Source organism: Kribbella sp. NBC_01245 (genome assembly GCF_036226525.1).
Taxonomy (GTDB): domain Bacteria; phylum Actinomycetota; class Actinomycetes; order Propionibacteriales; family Kribbellaceae; genus Kribbella.
The window spans coordinates 5,777,866-5,795,827 of the sequence record NZ_CP108487.1 but is presented as its reverse complement, the minus strand read 5'-3'; the positions used below and the strand labels follow the sequence as shown (position 1 = coordinate 5,795,827).

At 68.0% G+C, this 17,962-nt stretch carries 15 protein-coding genes; 8 read left to right on the top strand and 7 right to left on the bottom strand.

Annotation, left to right across the window (positions count from 1 at the left end; genetic code table 11):
- Positions 1-164: 164 nt before the first annotated feature.
- From OG394_RS26340 to OG394_RS26315, 6 genes are all read right to left on the bottom strand, one after another.
- Positions 165-1,727, bottom strand: coding sequence for an alkaline phosphatase D family protein (locus OG394_RS26340; RefSeq protein WP_328989759.1), 1,563 nt, complete (start codon positions 1,725-1,727; stop codon positions 165-167).
- Positions 1,728-1,802: 75 nt separating this feature from the next.
- Complete coding sequence (locus OG394_RS26335; protein ID WP_328989758.1) at positions 1,803-2,420, bottom strand: hypothetical protein; 618 nt, start codon at positions 2,418-2,420, stop codon at positions 1,803-1,805.
- A 42-nt stretch (positions 2,421-2,462) separates the two neighbouring features.
- Entirely contained in the window at positions 2,463-2,816 is a 354-nt protein-coding gene (locus tag OG394_RS26330; RefSeq protein ID WP_328989757.1) for an ArsR/SmtB family transcription factor, read from the bottom strand.
- A gap of 14 nt (positions 2,817-2,830) precedes the next feature.
- Positions 2,831-3,277, bottom strand: a complete 447-nt coding sequence (locus tag OG394_RS26325) for an SRPBCC domain-containing protein (protein ID WP_328989756.1) — start codon at positions 3,275-3,277, stop codon at positions 2,831-2,833.
- 82 nt (positions 3,278-3,359) lie between these two features.
- Entirely contained in the window at positions 3,360-4,010 is a 651-nt protein-coding gene (locus tag OG394_RS26320; protein WP_328989755.1) for a TetR/AcrR family transcriptional regulator, read from the bottom strand.
- A gap of 25 nt (positions 4,011-4,035) precedes the next feature.
- The gene (locus tag OG394_RS26315) at positions 4,036-5,496 is read right to left on the bottom strand and encodes a CCA tRNA nucleotidyltransferase (protein WP_442914231.1); all 1,461 of its coding nucleotides are present in this window, start codon (positions 5,494-5,496) and stop codon (positions 4,036-4,038) included.
- A gap of 24 nt (positions 5,497-5,520) precedes the next feature.
- On the opposite strand from OG394_RS26315, the gene OG394_RS26310 reads away from it, so the two are divergent.
- The 8 genes from OG394_RS26310 (at position 5,521) to OG394_RS26275 (ending at position 15,404) form a co-directional block, all read left to right on the top strand.
- The gene (locus OG394_RS26310) at positions 5,521-7,755 is read left to right on the top strand and encodes a DUF6049 family protein (protein WP_328989754.1); all 2,235 of its coding nucleotides are present in this window, start codon (positions 5,521-5,523) and stop codon (positions 7,753-7,755) included.
- Positions 7,748-9,391 (top strand): murein biosynthesis integral membrane protein MurJ, encoded by a 1,644-nt coding sequence (murJ, locus tag OG394_RS26305; RefSeq protein ID WP_328989753.1) that lies wholly within the window; start codon positions 7,748-7,750, stop codon positions 9,389-9,391. Before OG394_RS26310 ends, murJ begins: the two co-directional genes overlap by 8 nt.
- A 160-nt stretch (positions 9,392-9,551) precedes the next feature.
- Positions 9,552-11,219 (top strand): hypothetical protein, encoded by a 1,668-nt coding sequence (locus OG394_RS26300; RefSeq protein WP_328989752.1) that lies wholly within the window; start codon positions 9,552-9,554, stop codon positions 11,217-11,219.
- A complete protein-coding gene (gene sigM, locus OG394_RS26295; RefSeq protein WP_328989751.1) occupies positions 11,216-11,890 on the top strand; it encodes an RNA polymerase sigma factor SigM in 675 nt (224 codons plus the stop codon). Before OG394_RS26300 ends, sigM begins: the two co-directional genes overlap by 4 nt.
- Positions 11,891-11,999: 109 nt before the next feature.
- A complete protein-coding gene (locus tag OG394_RS26290) occupies positions 12,000-12,764 on the top strand; it encodes a hypothetical protein (protein ID WP_328989750.1) in 765 nt (254 codons plus the stop codon).
- A 105-nt stretch (positions 12,765-12,869) separates the two neighbouring features.
- Positions 12,870-13,844, top strand: coding sequence for a thioredoxin-disulfide reductase (trxB, locus tag OG394_RS26285; protein ID WP_328989749.1), 975 nt, complete (start codon positions 12,870-12,872; stop codon positions 13,842-13,844).
- Between the two features lie 43 nt (positions 13,845-13,887).
- Complete coding sequence (gene trxA / locus OG394_RS26280; protein ID WP_328989748.1) at positions 13,888-14,217, top strand: thioredoxin; 330 nt, start codon at positions 13,888-13,890, stop codon at positions 14,215-14,217.
- A 53-nt stretch (positions 14,218-14,270) separates the two neighbouring features.
- Positions 14,271-15,404, top strand: coding sequence for an N-acetylmuramoyl-L-alanine amidase (locus OG394_RS26275; RefSeq protein ID WP_328989747.1), 1,134 nt, complete (start codon positions 14,271-14,273; stop codon positions 15,402-15,404).
- Between the two features lie 307 nt (positions 15,405-15,711).
- On the opposite strand, the gene OG394_RS26270 is transcribed toward OG394_RS26275, so the two are convergent.
- On the bottom strand, positions 15,712-17,919 hold the full coding sequence (locus OG394_RS26270) for an MMPL family transporter (RefSeq protein ID WP_328989746.1): 2,208 nt from the start codon (positions 17,917-17,919) through the stop codon (positions 15,712-15,714).
- Positions 17,920-17,962 lie beyond the last annotated feature (43 nt).

The following is a 17,962-nucleotide window of genomic DNA, read 5'->3' as shown; positions in this document are numbered from 1 at the left end:
CGCCAAGCAACATCGAACACTCGGCACTCACGTCTTGTCCGCACAGGCGGCACTGGTGAGACTACCCAGCGAGACTGTTCCACGGCTCCGGCTCGCGGCGCTGTCTTCGGCAAGGGCGCAGAGCCGTTCAGAGTTTCGTTATCCCGCTCATGGGTGAGCAGGTTTCAGAGGGTTTCCAAGGTCGACGACCCTCGCACGGTCTTCACCCGATAGCTGGTGCTCACAGCCGCACTGGGGGTCAACTTGTCGACCTTCCGATAGTTGAGCACCGCCTCCTCCTGGGAGACCTCGAGTACGCCGTACCCGTGCTGGCGCAGGTCGGCCAGCTTCACGTGCGGGTTGTGCCCCAGCCGGTTCTGCTCCTCCGTACGCGCGCCACCCGAGCCTTTGAGATCTCCGGTGTTCGTCGACGAGACGGACGGTACGACGAACTCGACCCCGGCTCTTCTGGTCCCGGCCGGGTTGCCCGGCGTACCGGGGGCGAAGCCGGTGTTCCAAAGCTCGCCCGCATAGGTGTCGTGGTCATCGCCGGTCACGACTACGAAGTCGGAGACCCGTTCGGCCGCCAGTGAGAGCAGCTCGGTCCTCTCGGCGCCGTAGCCGTCCCACGTGTCCATGGACGCCCGCTCGCCGGCATCACCTGTGACCATGCCCATAAGCATCGTGGGATTCGCCAGCACCTTCCAACGTGCACCGGACGTCCGAAGGCCTTCCTTGAGCCAGGACTTCTGGGAGGCGCCGAGCAAGGTACGGCCGGGCGTATCTGCTTCTGCGCAGACGATGCCGCCACCGTCGTTACAGGGCTGGTCGTCCTTGTACTGGCGGCTGTCGATCGCGAAGAGCTCTACGGTCCGACCGAGCTTCAGGGATCGGTAGATACGCGTCATGTCATCCGGGTAGTACCGCGGCACCGGCATCCGCTCGAACCAGGCATGCCAGGCAGCGCTGCGCTTCTCCTTGAAGAACAACTCCGGCAAGGTCCAGTTGTCCAGGGTGTAGTTGTTCCTGAACTCGTGGTCGTCCCAGAGCGGCAGGAACGCGTGCTGCTGGTGCATGGCTCGCAGGTTCGCGTCAGACCGGTACGACGTGTACTTCGCCCGCATGGCCGGTAGTGCCTGCGGATAAAGGTTGAGATCGATCCCCCGCACACCAGGGACTGTTGCCTCGTACACGTAGTCCCCGAGGCACACGACGAGGTCGAGGTCCTCCTGCGCGAGGTGCCGGTGGGTGGCGTAGTAGCCCTCGGTAAAGCCTTGGCAGGTGAAGAACCCGATCCGCACGGGCTGGTTCGAGTCAGCCGGCCGAAGCGTCTGGAACCGGCCGACCGGCGACACCGCGTCCTGGCCGCGGAACTGGTAGAAGTACTCGCCACCCGCATCGAGGCCTACCGCCTGAAAGTGGACGCAACCGTCCCACTGCTTCTTCGCGATGACCGTCTGGACGATCACCGGCGCGGACAGGTCGCGCTGCTTCGACACCACGATCGCCAGCTCGGCATCGCCGTCGAACAGCCCGCGCGGCACCCGCGTCCACAACGTCGCGCCATCCGTCCGCGGCACACCCGCCATCACGCCCTCGGGAAACGTCGCGCCCCGTACCAAGGTGGCCGACGCATCGGCCGCCGTACGCAACATCGGGGCGCCACTGGCCGACCCGATCGGAACCACCGCGGTCGCTCCGGCGGCGCCAAGCGCCCCGAGCACGGTCCTGCGCCTCAGCTCAGCCATGCCGCAAATAATGAAAGATTTTCATGAACAACGGAAGACCTCAGCGCGACCAACCGGCCACAAACCGTGACGGGGTCAGGCAGGCAGGTCCAGCACCAGGCGATCGCCCTCGGGGTGGAACCCGACCTTGCGCAGGTAGCCCGCGGAGTCCCGCATCCGCGGCGGCGCCAGCACCTGCCGGAACCCGTGATCGGTAAAGGCATCGCTGCGCCGATAGACGAACTCGCCCGGCGTGAAGTCGCGGTACTTCGGCAACACGTAATCCAGATCGATCTGCGCACGCCCTTCACCGGCGTCGTGCGCGAGCACCACGCCAACGGTCCGTTCACCTTGCTGGACCAGGAACGCGTACGGGCTGTCGGTCGTCCGGAAACCCGGGTTGAACTTGCTGATGTCCTTGCCGTGCGTGCGCAGCACATGCCCGAGATAGGTGTCCGCTCCGTCGACCTCGAGTACGGCGTACTCCTCGACGTCATGGCGATGCCGGAGCAACCGCCACAGGTGTACGACGTTGATGACCGCGAGCACCGCGTTCATCCCGACCATCGGCCAGACCGGGATCGCGGCGTTGAACCCGATCAGGACCACACAACCGACCAGGTTCAACGCCCGCAATCGCAGGATCCGGGTCTGCAGCAGCGAGACGACGACCAGCGCCGACCCACCCCACCCGATAACGCTCAAGATGTCCACGTAGTGAGATTAAGGCCTCGCCGACCGCGCTTCCGCCACTGGCTAGCGGTCCGCTTCTTCTGCGGCTTCCGCTGCTTCTGCGACGCGCTTGATGGCTGCCAGCCGTTGATCCCAGTCGGCCGCGAGCGCGGACATCCACCGTGCGGTGGTGTCGAGCGCGGCAGGCCGTACGGCGTACCGCACCTCACGTCCGACCCGGCCGCCGGACACCAGCCCGGCGGCATCCAGGACGGTGAGGTGCTTGACCACCGCCTGCCGCGAGACGGGCAGCCGTTCGGCGAGCGTCGTCGCGGTGGCCTCGCCCTGGGCGGCGAGCAGCTCGAGTAGCTGCCGCCGGGTCGGGTCGGCCAGCGCGACCAGAACGCTGTCGACCGCGCTGCTCCGTTCGTCCGTCACACGGATATCGTCCGTCACACGGGGGTTTGCTCGGCACGCGCCTTGAGCGCGGTCAGCTCCTCGGGCCAGCCGCCGGTGTTGTCCTTCACCGCCCGGCTACGCAGTTCCTCGGATCCGGCCAGCGCCGCGAACCCGCTCTCCACCACGGTGAGCCGCGTCTTGTCGCCTTCGGTGCTCAACGTGAACTCCACCAGCGTGCTGTTGTCCGCGCGCAGCTCTTCGCCGGGGAAGGCGCTGGCCCAGCGGTACGCCACGTACGTCTGCGGCTGAACCTTTTCCACCCGCACCGGGAAGTCGCCGTACTCGGGGTTCTTGGCGAGCATCGTCTCGCCTTCCTCGGCCATCGTGCCGGGCAGGCTCGCCTTGTCGGCCACCCAGAACCCGGGTTGGGTCACCAGCGACCAGACCCGGTCCAGGGATGCCGCGATCAGGGTTTCGCGCTCGATCCGGTCTTCGCTCATCAGAAAACTCCTTCATCGCCATCGTTTGGGTGCAACCCCAGAGTTGCACATCAATTCTCCAGGCGCAACCCGCAAGTTGCACCTAAGGTGTGAAGGTCTGTGGGGTGGCCAAGCGGGCTTGGGCGGCGGCGCGTTCGGGTGGGTCGAGGGTGAAGGCGATGAAGAGGTGGCGGAGCGTTTCGGAGAGCTGGCGGACGGCTTCCGCGTGCGGGCGCGGGTCGGCCAGTTGGCGGAGGATGAAGCCGTCGACGGCGGCCAGGAAGGCGACCGAGGCGCGTTCCGGTTCAGCCACGTGCAGAGTGGTGAGGACCGAGGTGGCGAGCCGTTCGAAACCCTGCAGCGCGTCCGCTACGGCTGCCCGCAGGGACGGATTGCGGGAGGCCTCCAGGTAGACCTCGTGGTGCGAGATCGCCGCTTCCCTGGGCTGGGCCAGAAAGAAGGCGGCGAAGAGATCGGCCACGTCCTCCAGGGAATGGCTCTGGCTGAACAACGCCTCCATCGCGGCCTCGATCTCGGTCACCCGGGCCTGCAGGTGCCGGGCCAGGGCTTGCTCGGTCAGCTCCTGGATCGAGGCGAAGAAGTACGTCGCGGTGGACGGTGGCAGCCCGGCCCGGATCGCGACCGCCCGGTGGGTGACGGATTTGCCGCCGCCCTCGGCGAGCAACTCGATCGCGGCGTCGAGCAGCGCGTCACGCCGTTGCCGGCTCCGGGTCTGGATCGGTTCCGTACCCACCCGGCCAGTTTAAGGTCGAACGACTTCAGGACCGCGAAGCCCACCAGGCGAGCAGTTCCTCGCGGGCGCGCTCCTCGCCGAGCGGGCCTTGGTCGAGGCGCAGCTCCATCAAGTACTTGTACGCCTCGCCCACCTCACGCCCCGGGCCGATCTCCAGAATCGCCATGATCTGGTTGCCGTCCAGGTCGGGCCGGATGGCGTCGAGCTGCTCCTGCTTCTGCAGCTGCTCGATCCGCTTCTCCAGATCGTCATACGCCGCTCGCAACGCGTCCGCCTTGCGCCGGTTCCGCGTCGTACAGTCCGCCCGAGTCAGCACGTGCAGCCGGCTGAGCAGGTCGCCCGCGTCCCGGACATAACGCCGTACGGCGGAATCGGTCCACTCGCCCGTGCCGTACCCGTGGAAGCGCAGATGCAACTCGACCAGTTTGCCGACCTGGTCGATCTGGTCGTTGCTGAACCGCAGCGCCCTCATCCGCTTCTTGGTGAGCTTCGCGCCGACCACGTCGTGGTGGTGGAAAGTCACCTTGCCCCCGCCCGCGAACTGCCGGGTCTTCGGCTTGCCGATGTCGTGCACCAGCGCCGCGAACCGGGTGACGAAGTCCGGGCCATCGAGACCGAGGCGCGGTTCCAGCTCGATCGCCTGGTCGAGCACGGTCAGCGAGTGCTGGTAGACGTCCTTGTGCCGGTGGTGCTCGTCCAACTCGAGCCGGAGCGCGGGCAGTTCGGGCAGCACGTGCTCGGCGATACCCGTCTCGACCAGCAGGTCCAGGCCGATCCGCGGGTACGGCGCGCAGACGAGTTTGACCAGCTCATCGCGGACGCGCTCGGCCGAGATGATCGTGATCCGCTCGGCCATCGTCGTCATCGCGGTGACCACGGACGGATCCGGGGTGAACGCCAACTGCGCGGCGAAACGCGCGGCCCGCATCATCCGCAGCGGGTCATCCGAGAACGACTCCTCGGCCGTGCCCGGCGTCCGCAACACCTTGGCCGCGAGATCCTCGAGCCCACCGAAGGGGTCCACGAATTCGCGACTCGGCAGCTGTACGGCCATCGCGTTCAAGGCGAAGTCCCGGCGGTGCAGGTCACCCTCGAGCGTGTCGCCGTACGCCACCGCGGGCTTGCGCGAGTCCGGGTCGTACGACTCGGAGCGGTAGGTGGTGATCTCCAAGACCCAGTCGCCCTTGCGGCAGCCGATGGTGCCGAAGGCCTTGCCGATATCCCAGACATGGTCGGCCCAGCCGGCCAGTAGCTTCAGCACCGCCTCGGGCCGGGCGGAGGTCGCGAAGTCCAGGTCGTTGCTCAGGCGATCGAGCAACGCGTCCCGGACGGACCCGCCGACAAGGGCGATTTCATGCCCGGCGGCGACGAATCGCGCGCCGAGTTCGTCGACCACCGGCGCGATCCGCAGTAGCGACTGGACGCCTTGCCGCTGTACAGCGGAGAGCGATCCGGCGGAGGGCGAGCGGTCGGCAGTGGGAGACACGGGAGTCTAGGTTACGGTGACCGCGTGTTCAGACGGGTACCGAGGCTCCTCACAGGGGTGGGCGCCGGCCTCCTGATCGCCGCGTGGACGGCGGTCCCGCAGGCGACGGCCGCGCCGGATGCCGACGAGCCCGCGGTGCGGATGACGATCGACTCCTTCCTGCCGGTCGCGCCGAAACCCGGCGACACCGTCAAGATCAGTGGCACGGTGACCAACACCGGCACCGTTGCCCTGAGCAAGCCACAGACGCACGCGTGTCTCGATCCCGTGCGGCGGACGACCCGGGCCGAGCTCGCAGCCGTGCCCGCTAAGGCCGAGTCCTGCGAAGGCAGGGACGTACCGATCGCCTACCAGGAACTCGACACACCACTCGCGCCGCAGGCAACTGCGCGGTTCACGCTGACAGTGCCGTGGGATAGCTGGCACGTGACTGATGAGCCCGGCGTGTACGTCGTAGGCGCGTACTTCCGGGCAACCAACCCGGAAGGTGGGCGGGACACCTACGGCCGGGTCCGGACCTTCATGCCCGTCATGCCGGCTGCAGCCACGATGCGCAAGGTCGACACGGCCGTGGTGCTGCCGCTTCGTTACCGGCCTACCCAGCTCGGTGGCGACCAGTTCGCCAGTGGAGATCTCGCGGCAGCTCTCGGCCCGGAGGGCAGGCTCGGCCGCCAGTTGCGGGCAGGGATGTCCAAGCCCGTCACCTGGCTGGCAGACCCGGGTCTGCTCGACGACGCGAAGCGCATCTCCACCGGCTACCAAGTACGCACGCCCGACAACAAGCTCTCGCCCGGCCCTGACCCGCAGCACGCGACGGACTGGCTGAAGAAGTTCGACGAGGCCCGCAAGCAGGATCCCGTCGTACTACTTCCGTACGGCGATCCCGATGTGGCCAGCCTGGTCGGGAACGACCTCAAGCAGCTCGTCAAGGACTCCCGCCAGAAGACGTCCTCCTTCGAGTTCGCCGGCGGCCCGGCACCTCGCTCGGGCCTCTGGCTCGAAACCGGCTCGGCCAACGACCGCAACCTCGCGGCGGCCTCTACCGGCTTCGAGACCCACCAGACGGATATCGCGTTCGTACCGAGCTGGTCCTGGCCGGTGAAGGATCGGCCGGTTCTGACGCCCAAGCCCTTCTTCAACGTGTCCACGCCGTCGGGCCCGAGTAAGTCGGCACGCACGGTCGTCACCGACTCCGCGCTGGTGGCGGGTGGACCGGACACGACGACGGCCAGTACGCCCGTACAGACGCGACAGCGCTTCGCGGCCGAGACGGCCCTGCTGTCCCTCACTGCCCCCAAGGGTCCGGTCAGCGCGGTGGCCCTGCCCGCTCGCAGCTTCGACTCCGACGGCCGGACCACCCAGGTGCTGTTGCAGGGGCTCGACCTGCCGTGGGTGAACGCGGTCACGCTCGATCAGATCACCACCGGCCAGCCGCGTGCGGTCGAGCCGCCGACGATGCCGCGGACCACGCCCGGGCTGAACGAGAGCCAGATCCGGCAGATCAAGCAGTTCAAGCAGCAGCTCGGCGTGTACGGCGGTCTGGTCACCAACCCGGCGCCGGCCGTCGAACCGCTCCGGTTCCAGCTGCTGCGCGCGGGCTCGACCGGTTGGCGCGGCCGGCTCGTCGACGCACAACGCTTCTTGTCGTTCCAGCTCAGCACGGTGAACAGCCAGGTCGGCCGGGTGCATCTGGTCCGGCCACCGAAGGCGAAGCAGATCAAGGTCACCCTGTCCGGTAGCAAGGGCACGTTCCCGCTCTCGGTGGTGAACGAGCTGAACCAGTCGGTCCGGGTCAACGTGCGGGTCTTCGCGGTGAATCGGTCCGACCTCCAGATCGCGCCGTCGACCATGATCACGCTGCCCCCGAAGGGCAAGGGCACCTTCCAGATCGAGGCGACCGCCCAGCAGAACGGGTTCATCCAGGCGAAGGTGCAGGTCGTCACCGCCGGCGGCGAACCGGTCGGACCCGAGCAGGGCATCGTGATCGAGGCCGCCCAGTACGGCAATGTCGGCTGGATCCTGGTCGGTGCCGCCGTGGCCCTGCTGTTCGGGGTTTCGCTGATCCGCATCTACCGGCGCATCCGCAAGGAACGGCGCAACCCCGGCGACTCCCCCGCCGCGGAAGCCGAGCCCACGCCCGCACCGGACGCGGCACCCGCACTGAACGACATACCCGCCGAGGCCCACCCCAACGGCGTACCAGCAGACAGTGAGGCACCGGCGACGGTGCGAGAAGGAGTCGGTAGAACGGATGGCTGACCGCACCCTGCAGTCCGCGGCGGTGATGGCAGCTGGCACGGTGCTGTCCCGCCTGCTCGGCTTCGTCCGGATCTCCCTGCTCGCGGCCGCGATCGGCGTCAGCCTGCGGGCCGACATCTTCACTGTCGCCAACACGATCCCGAACAGCCTCTACATCCTGCTGGCGGGTGGCGTCTTCAACACCGTCTTGGTGCCTCAGCTGGTTCGGGCCATCAAGGAGCACGAAGACGGCGGCAAGGACTTCACGAACCGTCTGCTGACCGCTGGCTTCGTCATCCTGGCCGTGCTCACCACCGCCTGCGTGCTGCTCGCACCCTTCATCGCGAACCTCTACATGCCGGAGGAGCTGCAGAGCCCGGCGATGGCCGCAGAGCGTGCGGACGTGCTGTTCTTCGTCCAGCTGTGCCTGCCGCAGATCTTCTTCTATGGCGCCTTCGTCCTGGTCGGCCAAGTGCTGAACGCGAACCGCCGGTTCGGCCCGATGATGTGGGCCCCGATCGCCAACAACATCGTGGCGTGCCTGTCGATCGTCGGCTTCATGCTGATCTACGGCGTCGGCGGGGAGCCCGCGACCTACACCACTGACGAGCAGTTGCTGCTCGGCCTCGGTCACACGCTGGGCATCGCCGTACAGCTTCTGGTCCTCCTGCCGTACCTGAACGCCACTGGCCACCCTTACCGGCCGAAGTTCGGTCTGCGGAACACCGGCCTCGGACGGACTGCCAAGCTTGGCGTCTGGACCCTGCTCTTCGTCGCCGTCAACCAGGTCACGCTCGTAGTAGTCACCAAGCTGGCCCTCGCCGGTACTGCCGGCGCCGACGCTGACGATGCGGCTCAGGCCGGTCTGTTCGCCTACACCACGGCGATGCTGATCATCCTGGTCCCGCACGGCATCGTGACCGTCTCACTCGCCACGGCGGCGCTACCGCAGATGTCCTCGCTGGCGGCCGACCAGGACATGGCCGAAGTCGCGAGAGTCTCGGCCCGCTCCATCCGGCAGACCCTGGCAGTCGTCGTACCGGCGGCCGCGGCGATGTTCGCCTTCGCGGGACCGATCACGTCGGTCATCGCCGAGTACGGCGCCGCACGCGGCAAGACCGAGCTCATGGGCTTCACGTTGATGGCGCTGGCGCTGGGCCTCGTGCCCTTCACCGTCCAGTACTTCCAGCTCCGCACGTTCTACTCATTGGAGGACACGCGGACGCCGTTCTTCATCCAGTGCGGGATCGCCGCCCTGAACATCAGTGGCGCGCTCATCGGCGTCCGGGTCATCCTGAGCGACCTGCGGTACAGCGGTGTCGCCCTGGGCGCCGCCTGGTCCCTGACGTACCTGGTCGGGGTGCTGCTGTCCCGGGCCGCGCTGAGCCGCCGGGTACCGAGCGTGCACGGCGCCGGTTTCGCGCTGCCGATGCTGGCCATGATCATCGCGGCGGCAACTGGTGCGGCCGTGGGCTGGGCCGGATTGCGCCTGCTGGGTATGGTGACCGACTGGAGTGGTCCCCTGACGTCCGCGCTCGAGCTGGCGATCGCCGGTCTGCTGATGCTGCCGGTGTACGTCGCAGTGGCGCGGGTGCTGCGGATTCACGAGGTGACGGACCTGGTGACGATGGTCACCTCGCGCCTTCGCCGTCGCTGAACCGCGGTCGATACAGGCGGGTCGTCTCCCGTTCCCACCAGACGGGAACGCGCTGGGCACTAGCATGGGGGCTGCGACAGGGCCGCCAGCCTTTCGCACCGGGTCTGTGCGCGCAGTCCGGTGAGTTCCGACCAGTGCATCGAGGAGGGCGAGGTACAGGGTGTCGAACCAGACGATCAGCCCCGGCACTCTGCTCGCCGGCCGGTACCGGATCGCCGAATTGCTGGCGGAGATCGACGGTGCCCGGGTCTGGCGAGCAGTGGACGAGGTGCTCAGCCGGCCGGTGGTGGTGGACGTGCTGTCCGCGGAGGACGAGCGGACCGGTCCGCTGTTCGACGCCGCCCGCCGTGCCGCCGCGGCCAACGACCCCCGCTTCCTGCGCGTGCTCGACTGCGATATCCACGACGGCACCACCTACTGCGTGCGCGAGTGGGCCGGCGGTCGCCCGCTGGAGCGGATGCTCGGCGCCGGACCGCTCACCGGTCAGCAGGCCGGCTGGCTGGCCCGTGAGGTGGCCGAGGCCCTGGAGCACCTGCACCGCGCCGGTCTGCAGCATGGCGCGATCAGCCCCGCGACCGTGGTCGTCACCGACGCCGGCGCGATCAAGGTCGTCGGTATCGCCACCGAGTCCGCGCTGCGTTCGGCCGGTCCCGGCTCCCCCGAGGACGACGTGCGCGCGCTCGGCCAGGTGCTGTTCGCCTCGCTGACCGGTCGCTGGCCCGGCCCGGCACCCGCCTGGGGCCTGCAACCCGCTCCGGTCGAGCACGGCCGGCTGCTCAGCCCGCGCCAGGTCCGTGCTGGTGTGCCGCGCTCCCTCGACGACATCTCCGACCGGCTGCTCGGCGATCCGCCCCGGCACCACGCGGCGCCGATCACGAGTGCCGCCGGCCTGTCCGCCGCGCTGTCCGGCGTCATCGGTAGCTCCCACGAACCGCCGAGCCAGCTCAGTGACGAGACCGTCGCGATCGCCCAGCAGAACGGCAGCGTCGACGACGCCGCCACCGTGATGGTGCCGAACGTCACCGCGCCCGCGCTCGAGCCCGACCCGGTCTACCCCCAGCAGCACTCGATGAACGGCGCCCCGCGCGCGCCGTACGAGCCCTCTCCGGACGCGCGGCCGGTCCGCCGCCGGCAGGCGCCGCCGACCGAGAACGGCGCGCCGACCGGCAACGGTGGTGGCCGTCGCAGGGCGCCGGAGGAGAAGGCCAAGGGCGGTTGGGGCGGCCGGATCCTGATCCTGCTGGCCATCCTGGCGCTGCTGTCCGTGATCGCGATGGCGCAGTTCCTGGCCAAGAGCGCGTTCACGGACGACAAGGGCAGCGGCACCAACACGCCCAAGCCGAGTGTGAGTCAGCCGCCGCCCACGCAGAAGATCAAGATCGTCGCGGCGAAGGACTTCGACCCGTTGCCCGAAGGCAGTGGTGACGAACACCCGAAGGACGTCCCGAACACGTATGACGGCGATGTCGACACCACCTGGGACACCATGTCGTACGAACGACGTGCGGATCTGGGCGGAACCAAGGACGGCGTGGGCATCTACTACGACCTCGGATCGGTCCAGGACGTCAGCCAGGTCAACCTCTCGCTGGTCGGCGAGGACACCAGCTTGGAGATCCGGATCCCCGCCGACGATCCGGCGACTCCGGCCACAAAGCCGAGTGGCTGGAAGAAGGTCGGCGGTGTCGAGAAGGTCGGTGAGACCGCCTCGGTGAAGCTGGACCCCGGTACGAAGACGCGGTACGTGCTGGTCTGGCTGACCAGCCTGCCCGAGGTCAAGGGCGGCAAGTACAGGGGCGAGATCGCGGAGGTCACGATTCAGCGATGACCTCGGAGATGACGGGCACCGACGCGGATACTCCCGTCGGCTACGAGGCCCGCGAGGACCACGAACTACTCCGCCTGCATGTGGCCGGGGATCCGGACGCCTTCGGCTACATCGTGCGGCGGCACCGGGACCGGATGTGGGCGGTCGCGATCCGTACCCTCGGCGAGCCCGAGGAGGCGGCCGACGCCCTGCAGGACGCGTTCATCTCGGCGTTCCGCCGGGCCGACTCGTTCCGCGGTGACGCGAAGGTCACCACCTGGCTGCACCGCATCGTCGTGAACGCCTGCCTGGACCGGATCCGCCGCCGCCAGGTGCGCGCGGCCGACCCGCTGCCGGAGGACGAGGACCGCGCCGCCGAGCTGGCCGGACCGGTCGAGGAGGACGCCGCCGAGGTCCGCGAGCGCCGCCTCGACGTGCTGAACGCGCTGAAGCAGATCAACGTCGACCAGCGCAGCGCCCTGGTCCTCGTCGACATGGAGGGCTACTCGATCGAGGAGGCGGCGGCGATCCTGGACTGCGCACCGGGCACGGTGAAGAGCCGATGCGCCCGCGGCCGGGCCAAACTGCTACCGCTGCTGAAGCACTGGCAAGCCGAGAAGAACGGCGCCAAATCGGTTGAAAAGACAGTCGGCGCTGTGGATTCTGTTGGCGAAGGGGCGGGAACCGAATGAGCGCGCCGCCCGTCGTAGCAGAGTCGCAGAACCGTGACATCTGCCGCGCCGACCGGAGCCACCCATCAATGATCACCAGCCGTACCTCCCGTGAGGAGGCGAGTTTCCGATGACCGATTCCGGTCTGCCCACCAGTGAGCACCTCGAGCATCTGGACACGGACACCATCGCCGACCTGATCGAGAACCTGCTGCCCGCCAACGAGGCGCACCTGGCCCGCGAACACGTCAAGGCGTGTCCGGACTGCCAGCAGCTGTACGACGCGTTGGTGGAGCTCAGCGAAGATCTGGCCGAAGAGGGCCGCACCGATATCCCGATGCCCACGCACGTCGCCGAGCACCTCGACGCCGTGCTGGTCTCAGAGTCGGTGCTGCGCGCCTCGACCGTCGGTGTGCATTCGCTCGCCCAGTTTCGGGAGCAGCCGCACCGGCACCTGCCGAAGGTCCTCCTCGCCGCCGCGGCCACCGTCGCCGTTCTCGGCGGGGGGATCTACGTCGCGGTGAAGACTGCGGATCAGTCTCAGGAGGGCGCTGCGGGGATCACCGATCCCTCGACGTTGCCGACGAGTCAGCCGGTGCTCAGCTCGCGTGAGCTGTCCACGACCGCGAAGAAGTGGCTCGAGGGCGCTTCGGCACCGATGATCCACGGGACGCCCACGGAGGTCGAGTGCGCCCGCGATTTCGCCAAGGGCCAGCAGATGACCAACGTCGAGCTGATCCAGCCGGTCCGCTACGAGGGGACCCGCGCGACGATGATCGGCCTGCAGGCCGCGTCACCTCGCGACATCCGGGTTTTCGTGATCACGGGCTGTGATTCCGGCACCAAGGCAAGCGGCATCCTGACCGAGACGACCGTCACGCTCCGGAACCGCTGAGACGCCTCCGCGTGCCGTGACGCACGGGTGGGTACCGTGGGAATGGTCGGCCTCTAGGATCCGTTGAGTACGACGTACCGTCTCGACAACCTGAGGAAATCCCGCATGAGCGAGGCCATCGTTCGCAACGTCATCATCATCGGCTCCGGCCCGGCCGGCTACACGGCCGCCGTCTACGCCGCGCGCGCCCAGCTGAACCCCCTGGTGTTCGAGGGGTCGGTCACAGCCGGCGGCGCGCTGATGACCACGACCGAGGTGGAGAACTATCCCGGCTTCTCCGCGGGCATCATGGGCCCGGCCCTGATGGACGAGATGCGGTCGCAGGCCGAGCGCTTCGGCGCCGAGCTGATCCCGGACGACATCGTCGAGGTCGACCTGACCGGCGACGTGAAGATCGCCAAGGACTCTGCCGGCAAAGAGCACTTCGCCAAGACCGTGGTCCTGGCGATGGGCTCGGGCTACCGCAAGCTGGGCCTGCCCGACGAGGAGCGGCTGTCGGGCCATGGCGTGTCCTGGTGTGCGACGTGTGACGGGTTCTTCTTCCGCGACCAGGAGATCGTGGTCGTTGGTGGTGGTGACACCGCCATCGAGGAGGCCACCTTCCTGACCCGGTTCGCGAAGAAGGTCGTGCTGGTGCACCGCCGCGACGAGCTGCGCGCCTCGAAGATCATGGCCGAGCGCGCCTTCGCCAACGAGAAGATCGAGTTCGCCTGGAACTCCGAGGTCGCCAAGATCCACGGCGACGACAAGCTGACCGGTCTGACCCTGCGCGACACCGTCACTGGTGCCGAGCGCGAGTTGCCGGCCACGGGCCTGTTCATCGCGATCGGTCACGACCCGCGCTCCGAGCTGGTCAAGGGCCAGGTGGACCTGGACGACGAGGGCTACGTGCTCGTCGAGACCGGCAGCACCCGGACCAACCTGCCCGGCGTCTTCGCGTCCGGCGACCTGGTCGACCACACCTACCGGCAGGCGATCACCGCGGCCGGCACGGGCTGTTCCGCCGCGCTGGACGCCGAGCGGTTCATCGCCGCGCTGGAGCACGCCGAGGCCACCGCCTCGGTCGCCGTCTCCGTCTGACTTTTCTCACCTCACTGATTTAGCCGAACTGAAGGAGATCGCCGTGGGCGACAAGATGAACGCCGTGACCGACGAGGAATTCGCCGCTACCGTGCTGAAGAGCGACAAGCCGGTGCTGGTGGACTTCTGGGCCGAGTGGTGTGGCCCGTGCCGTCAGGTCTCGCCGATCCTGGAGGAGCTGGCCGGCGAGCACGGCGACAAGATGACCTTCCTGAAGATGAACGTCGACGAGAACCCGGTCACCCCGAGCAACTACCGCGTCACCGGTATCCCTACTATCAATGTCTACGTGAACGGTGAGCTGGCCAAGTCCATCGTCGGCGCCAAGCCGAAGGCGGCCCTGCTCAAGGAACTGGCAGACTTCACCTCCTGATCTGCTCAATTCCGCTCTTTTCCGCCTTTCAGCACGGCAGGAGCATTGACTTGATGGATGCCTCGCACGGCGCAACGGTGTACCGGCTCGGCGACAGCGGAGAGGCTGTCGCCGAGATCATCGGGAAACTCCAGCGGCTCGGTCTGCTGGATCCGACTCCGCGGTCTTATTACGACGAGGCGACCGCGAACGCCGTGCGAGGCTTCCAGCAACAACGTGGTCTGAGCGTCGACGGTGTCGTCGGCCCGCAGACCTACCGGGCCATCGACGACGCCCGCTGGCGGCTCGGCGATCGCCTGCTGACCAATGTGGTCACGCACCCGCTGACCGGTGACGACGTACTGGCACTGCAGTCCAAGCTGCAGGAGCTCGGTTTCGCGGTCGCCCGGGTGGACGGCATCTTCGGGCTCGACACCCAGCGCGCGGTGATGGAGTTCCAGCGCAATATGGGTCTGCCCGCCGATGGCACCTGTGGCCCCTCGACGTTCAAGGCGCTGCAGCGGATCAAGCCGATGGCCACTGGTGGTCGGCCGGATGCGCTGCGTGCGTCGGAGGCCGTGCGTGCGGCCGGGCCTCGGTTGAGCGGTAAGACCGTGGTCATCGATCCCGGCCACGGTGGCTTCGACTACGGCTGGGAAGGGTTCGGCCTGCGCGAGTCGGACGTGGCGTATGACCTGGCCTCGCGGATCGAGGGTCGTCTCGGCGCCACCGGCGTTCGGGCTTACCTGAGCCGCGGTCGCGACCAGGGGCCGGACGAGTTGGCGCGGGCCGCTTTCGCGAATGAGACCGACGCGAACCTGTGCGTCTCCCTGCATACGGATGGCTCGATGAATCCGGAGGCGCAGGGCGTAGCGACGTACTACTACGGCGCGGATCTGCAGGGCGCGTCGTCCAGTGTGGGCGAGCAGTTCGCCGGGCTGGTGCAGCGCGAGATCGTGGCCCGCACCGATCTGACCGACTGCCGTACGCACGCGAAGACCTGGGACTTGTTGCGCCGGACCAAGATGCCGGCGGTCCGGCTCGAGATCGGGTATGTGACCAACCACCACGACGCCTCGCGACTGGCCGATCCGGCCTTCCGGGATGTGGTGGCCGAGGCGATCGTGGTCGCGATCCAGCGGGTGTACCTGCCGCCGGAGCAGGACGCCGCGACCGGGATGCTGCGGTTGGGCCAGCTCACGGTCTGACCGTCTTTGGTCTGTCTTTGCTCGGTCTTCTGCTCGGTTTCACGTGGAACCGGTTGTGTTTCTACCGTCTCGGCCGTTGGTCGGGGCGGTTTGTTTTGGGCGGTCCTCTTTGGTCTGACCGCGTTTCGTCGGGACCGGTCTGACCGGTCCTGTTCTTGCCGTGCCCTCGTTGTCCACAGGCATTCAGATCGTCGTTCTGGCAGGGCGGATTGCTCGTACTTTTCCTGTACGACGATCTGGGTCAGCCCGCCCATCCTGGTTCAGGTCCAGGACGGGCGGGCTGACCGCGAAGGGGGTGCGACGGATGTCAGTCGCGTTCGAGGGCAATCCGGGGCATGACGCGGTCGAGCCGACGGGGCAACCACCAGGCCCGGTTGCCGAACACCCGCATCACCGCGGGCACGATCAGACAGCGGATCACCAACGCGTCGAGCAGGACGGCCACGGCGAGCCCCAGCCCGAACTGCTGCAGCATCCGGTCCGGGCTGAGCAGGAACGCTCCGAACACCACGATCATGATGGCCGCTGCCGCCGTGATCACCGTGCCGGTGTTCGCCAGACCCTCGCGAACCGACTGGATCGGATCACCACTGCGCCGCCATTCCTCGTGGATGCGCGAAACCAGGAAGACCTCGTAGTCCATCGACAAGCCGAAGACGATGGCGAAGATCATCACCGGCACGAAGGCCTCGATCGGCCCCGGTTGCGCGCCGAACCAGCCCTGCTGGAAGACCAGCGTGATCACGCCCAGCGAGGCGCCGATGCTCAGCAGGTTCAGCACTGCGGCCTTCAACGGGATCAGAATCGACCGGAAGACGGCGAGCAGCAACAGCGCCGAGAGCCCGACCACGACCAGGACGAAGATCGGCAGCCGGCTGCTGACCGCTCCGGCGAAGTCGTCCGCGGCGGCCGTCGAGCCACCCACGAGATAGGTCGCGCCGGTCTGCGCCGAGACCGCGGGAAGCACCGACGTCCGCAGCCGCTGCACCAGCTCACTGGTCGCCTCGTCCTGTGGCGCCGACGTCGGGAACACGAGCAGCATCGAGACCTTGCCGTCGGGCAACGCCTGCGGTGGCGTGACCGCGGCGACGCCCGGCGTGCCGGGCAATGCGCGACTGACCGCGGCCACCGCCTGCTCGTTGCCCTCGGCAACAACAATGAGCGGGCCGTTGAACCCTGGCCCGAATCCCTGTGCCAGCAGGTCGTAGGCCTTGCGGCTGGTCTTCTCCGGCGCATCCGTGCCGGCATCGGCGAAGCCGAGACGCATCCCCAGCGCCGGCAACGACAGCAGTACCAAGGCGGCAGTGGCAACGGTCAACGCGAGCCAGGGCGCGCGCTGGACGGCGGCGGCCAGCTTGCGCCAGCCATCTCCGTGGGTGCGCCGCGCCTTCTCGGCCCGCTTCCGGACGCTGCGCTCGATCCGCCGGCCGAAGAGGGTGAGCAGCGCGGGCAGCAGCGTGATCGCCGCGAGCATCGTCATCAAGACGGTGAGCGTGACGCCGAGCGCGAGGCCCTGCAGGGATCCCAGACCGAGTGCCAGCAGACCGAGCAGAGCGATCACCACGGTGCACCCGGCGAAGAGAACCGATCGCCCGGCCGTATCAAGGGCCGTGCGCGCGGCGCCGGCTCGCTCCTGTCCGTTCAGCAGTTCGCCGCGGTAGCGGGAGAAGATCAGCAGGGCGTAGTCGATTCCGACGCCCAGTCCGACGAGCATCATCACCGGTGCGGTGTAGTCCGGGATCTTGAGCAGGTTCGAGGCCAGCACCAGCAGACCGAGCGTGCTGCCGACGGCGAAGATCGCGGTCAGCAGGGGCAGGCTCGCCGCCAGCAGCGATCCGAAGAGAAATACCAGGATCACCAGCGCGGCCAGAATGCCGGCGCCTTCGGCGGCACCACCCTCACCCTCGATCGCGCCACGGATCAGGTCGCCACCTACCTCGACCTGGAGACCGTCCTGGGCCGCCCGCTGCGCGGTCTCGATGATCGCGCGCAGGTCCTCAACCGGAATCTCTCCCCCCGCCGAGCTCAACTGCACCGTGCTGTACGCCGTCCGGCCGTCGGCGGAGATCGATCCGCGGACGGCGTACGGATCAGCCACGGCCGCGACATGGCCGAGCTTCCGGACCTCGGCGAGCATCGAGCTGACCGCCGTGCGGGTCTCGGCCCGAGCCACACCGCCCTCGTCGTGCAGGACGATCTGGACGGAATCGGGCGAGCCCTCCGGGGCATGCTCGCGGAAGGCGTCGATCACCCGCTGGGAGTCGGTGCCCGGCAGCGAGTTGTCGTTGCGGTAGTCGTTGCCGACCAAGCTCGAGCCGACGGTCACAGCCACCAGCGTCAGCACCCAGATCAGCACGGCCAGTCCGGCGTGACGCATGGACCAGCCCGCGATTCGGTGCAGCAGCCCGGGCGCCTGCCCCGCACCGCCGGGCACGGCTCCCCGGCCGCGCTGATCGGATCCGCCGCTTCCTGGCCGTCCTGGTTCTGGCGATCGAACTGCCGTATCGGCCGTCATCGGTACTCCTCCTGGGCGTCTTTAGTCCTGGCTACATGTAGGC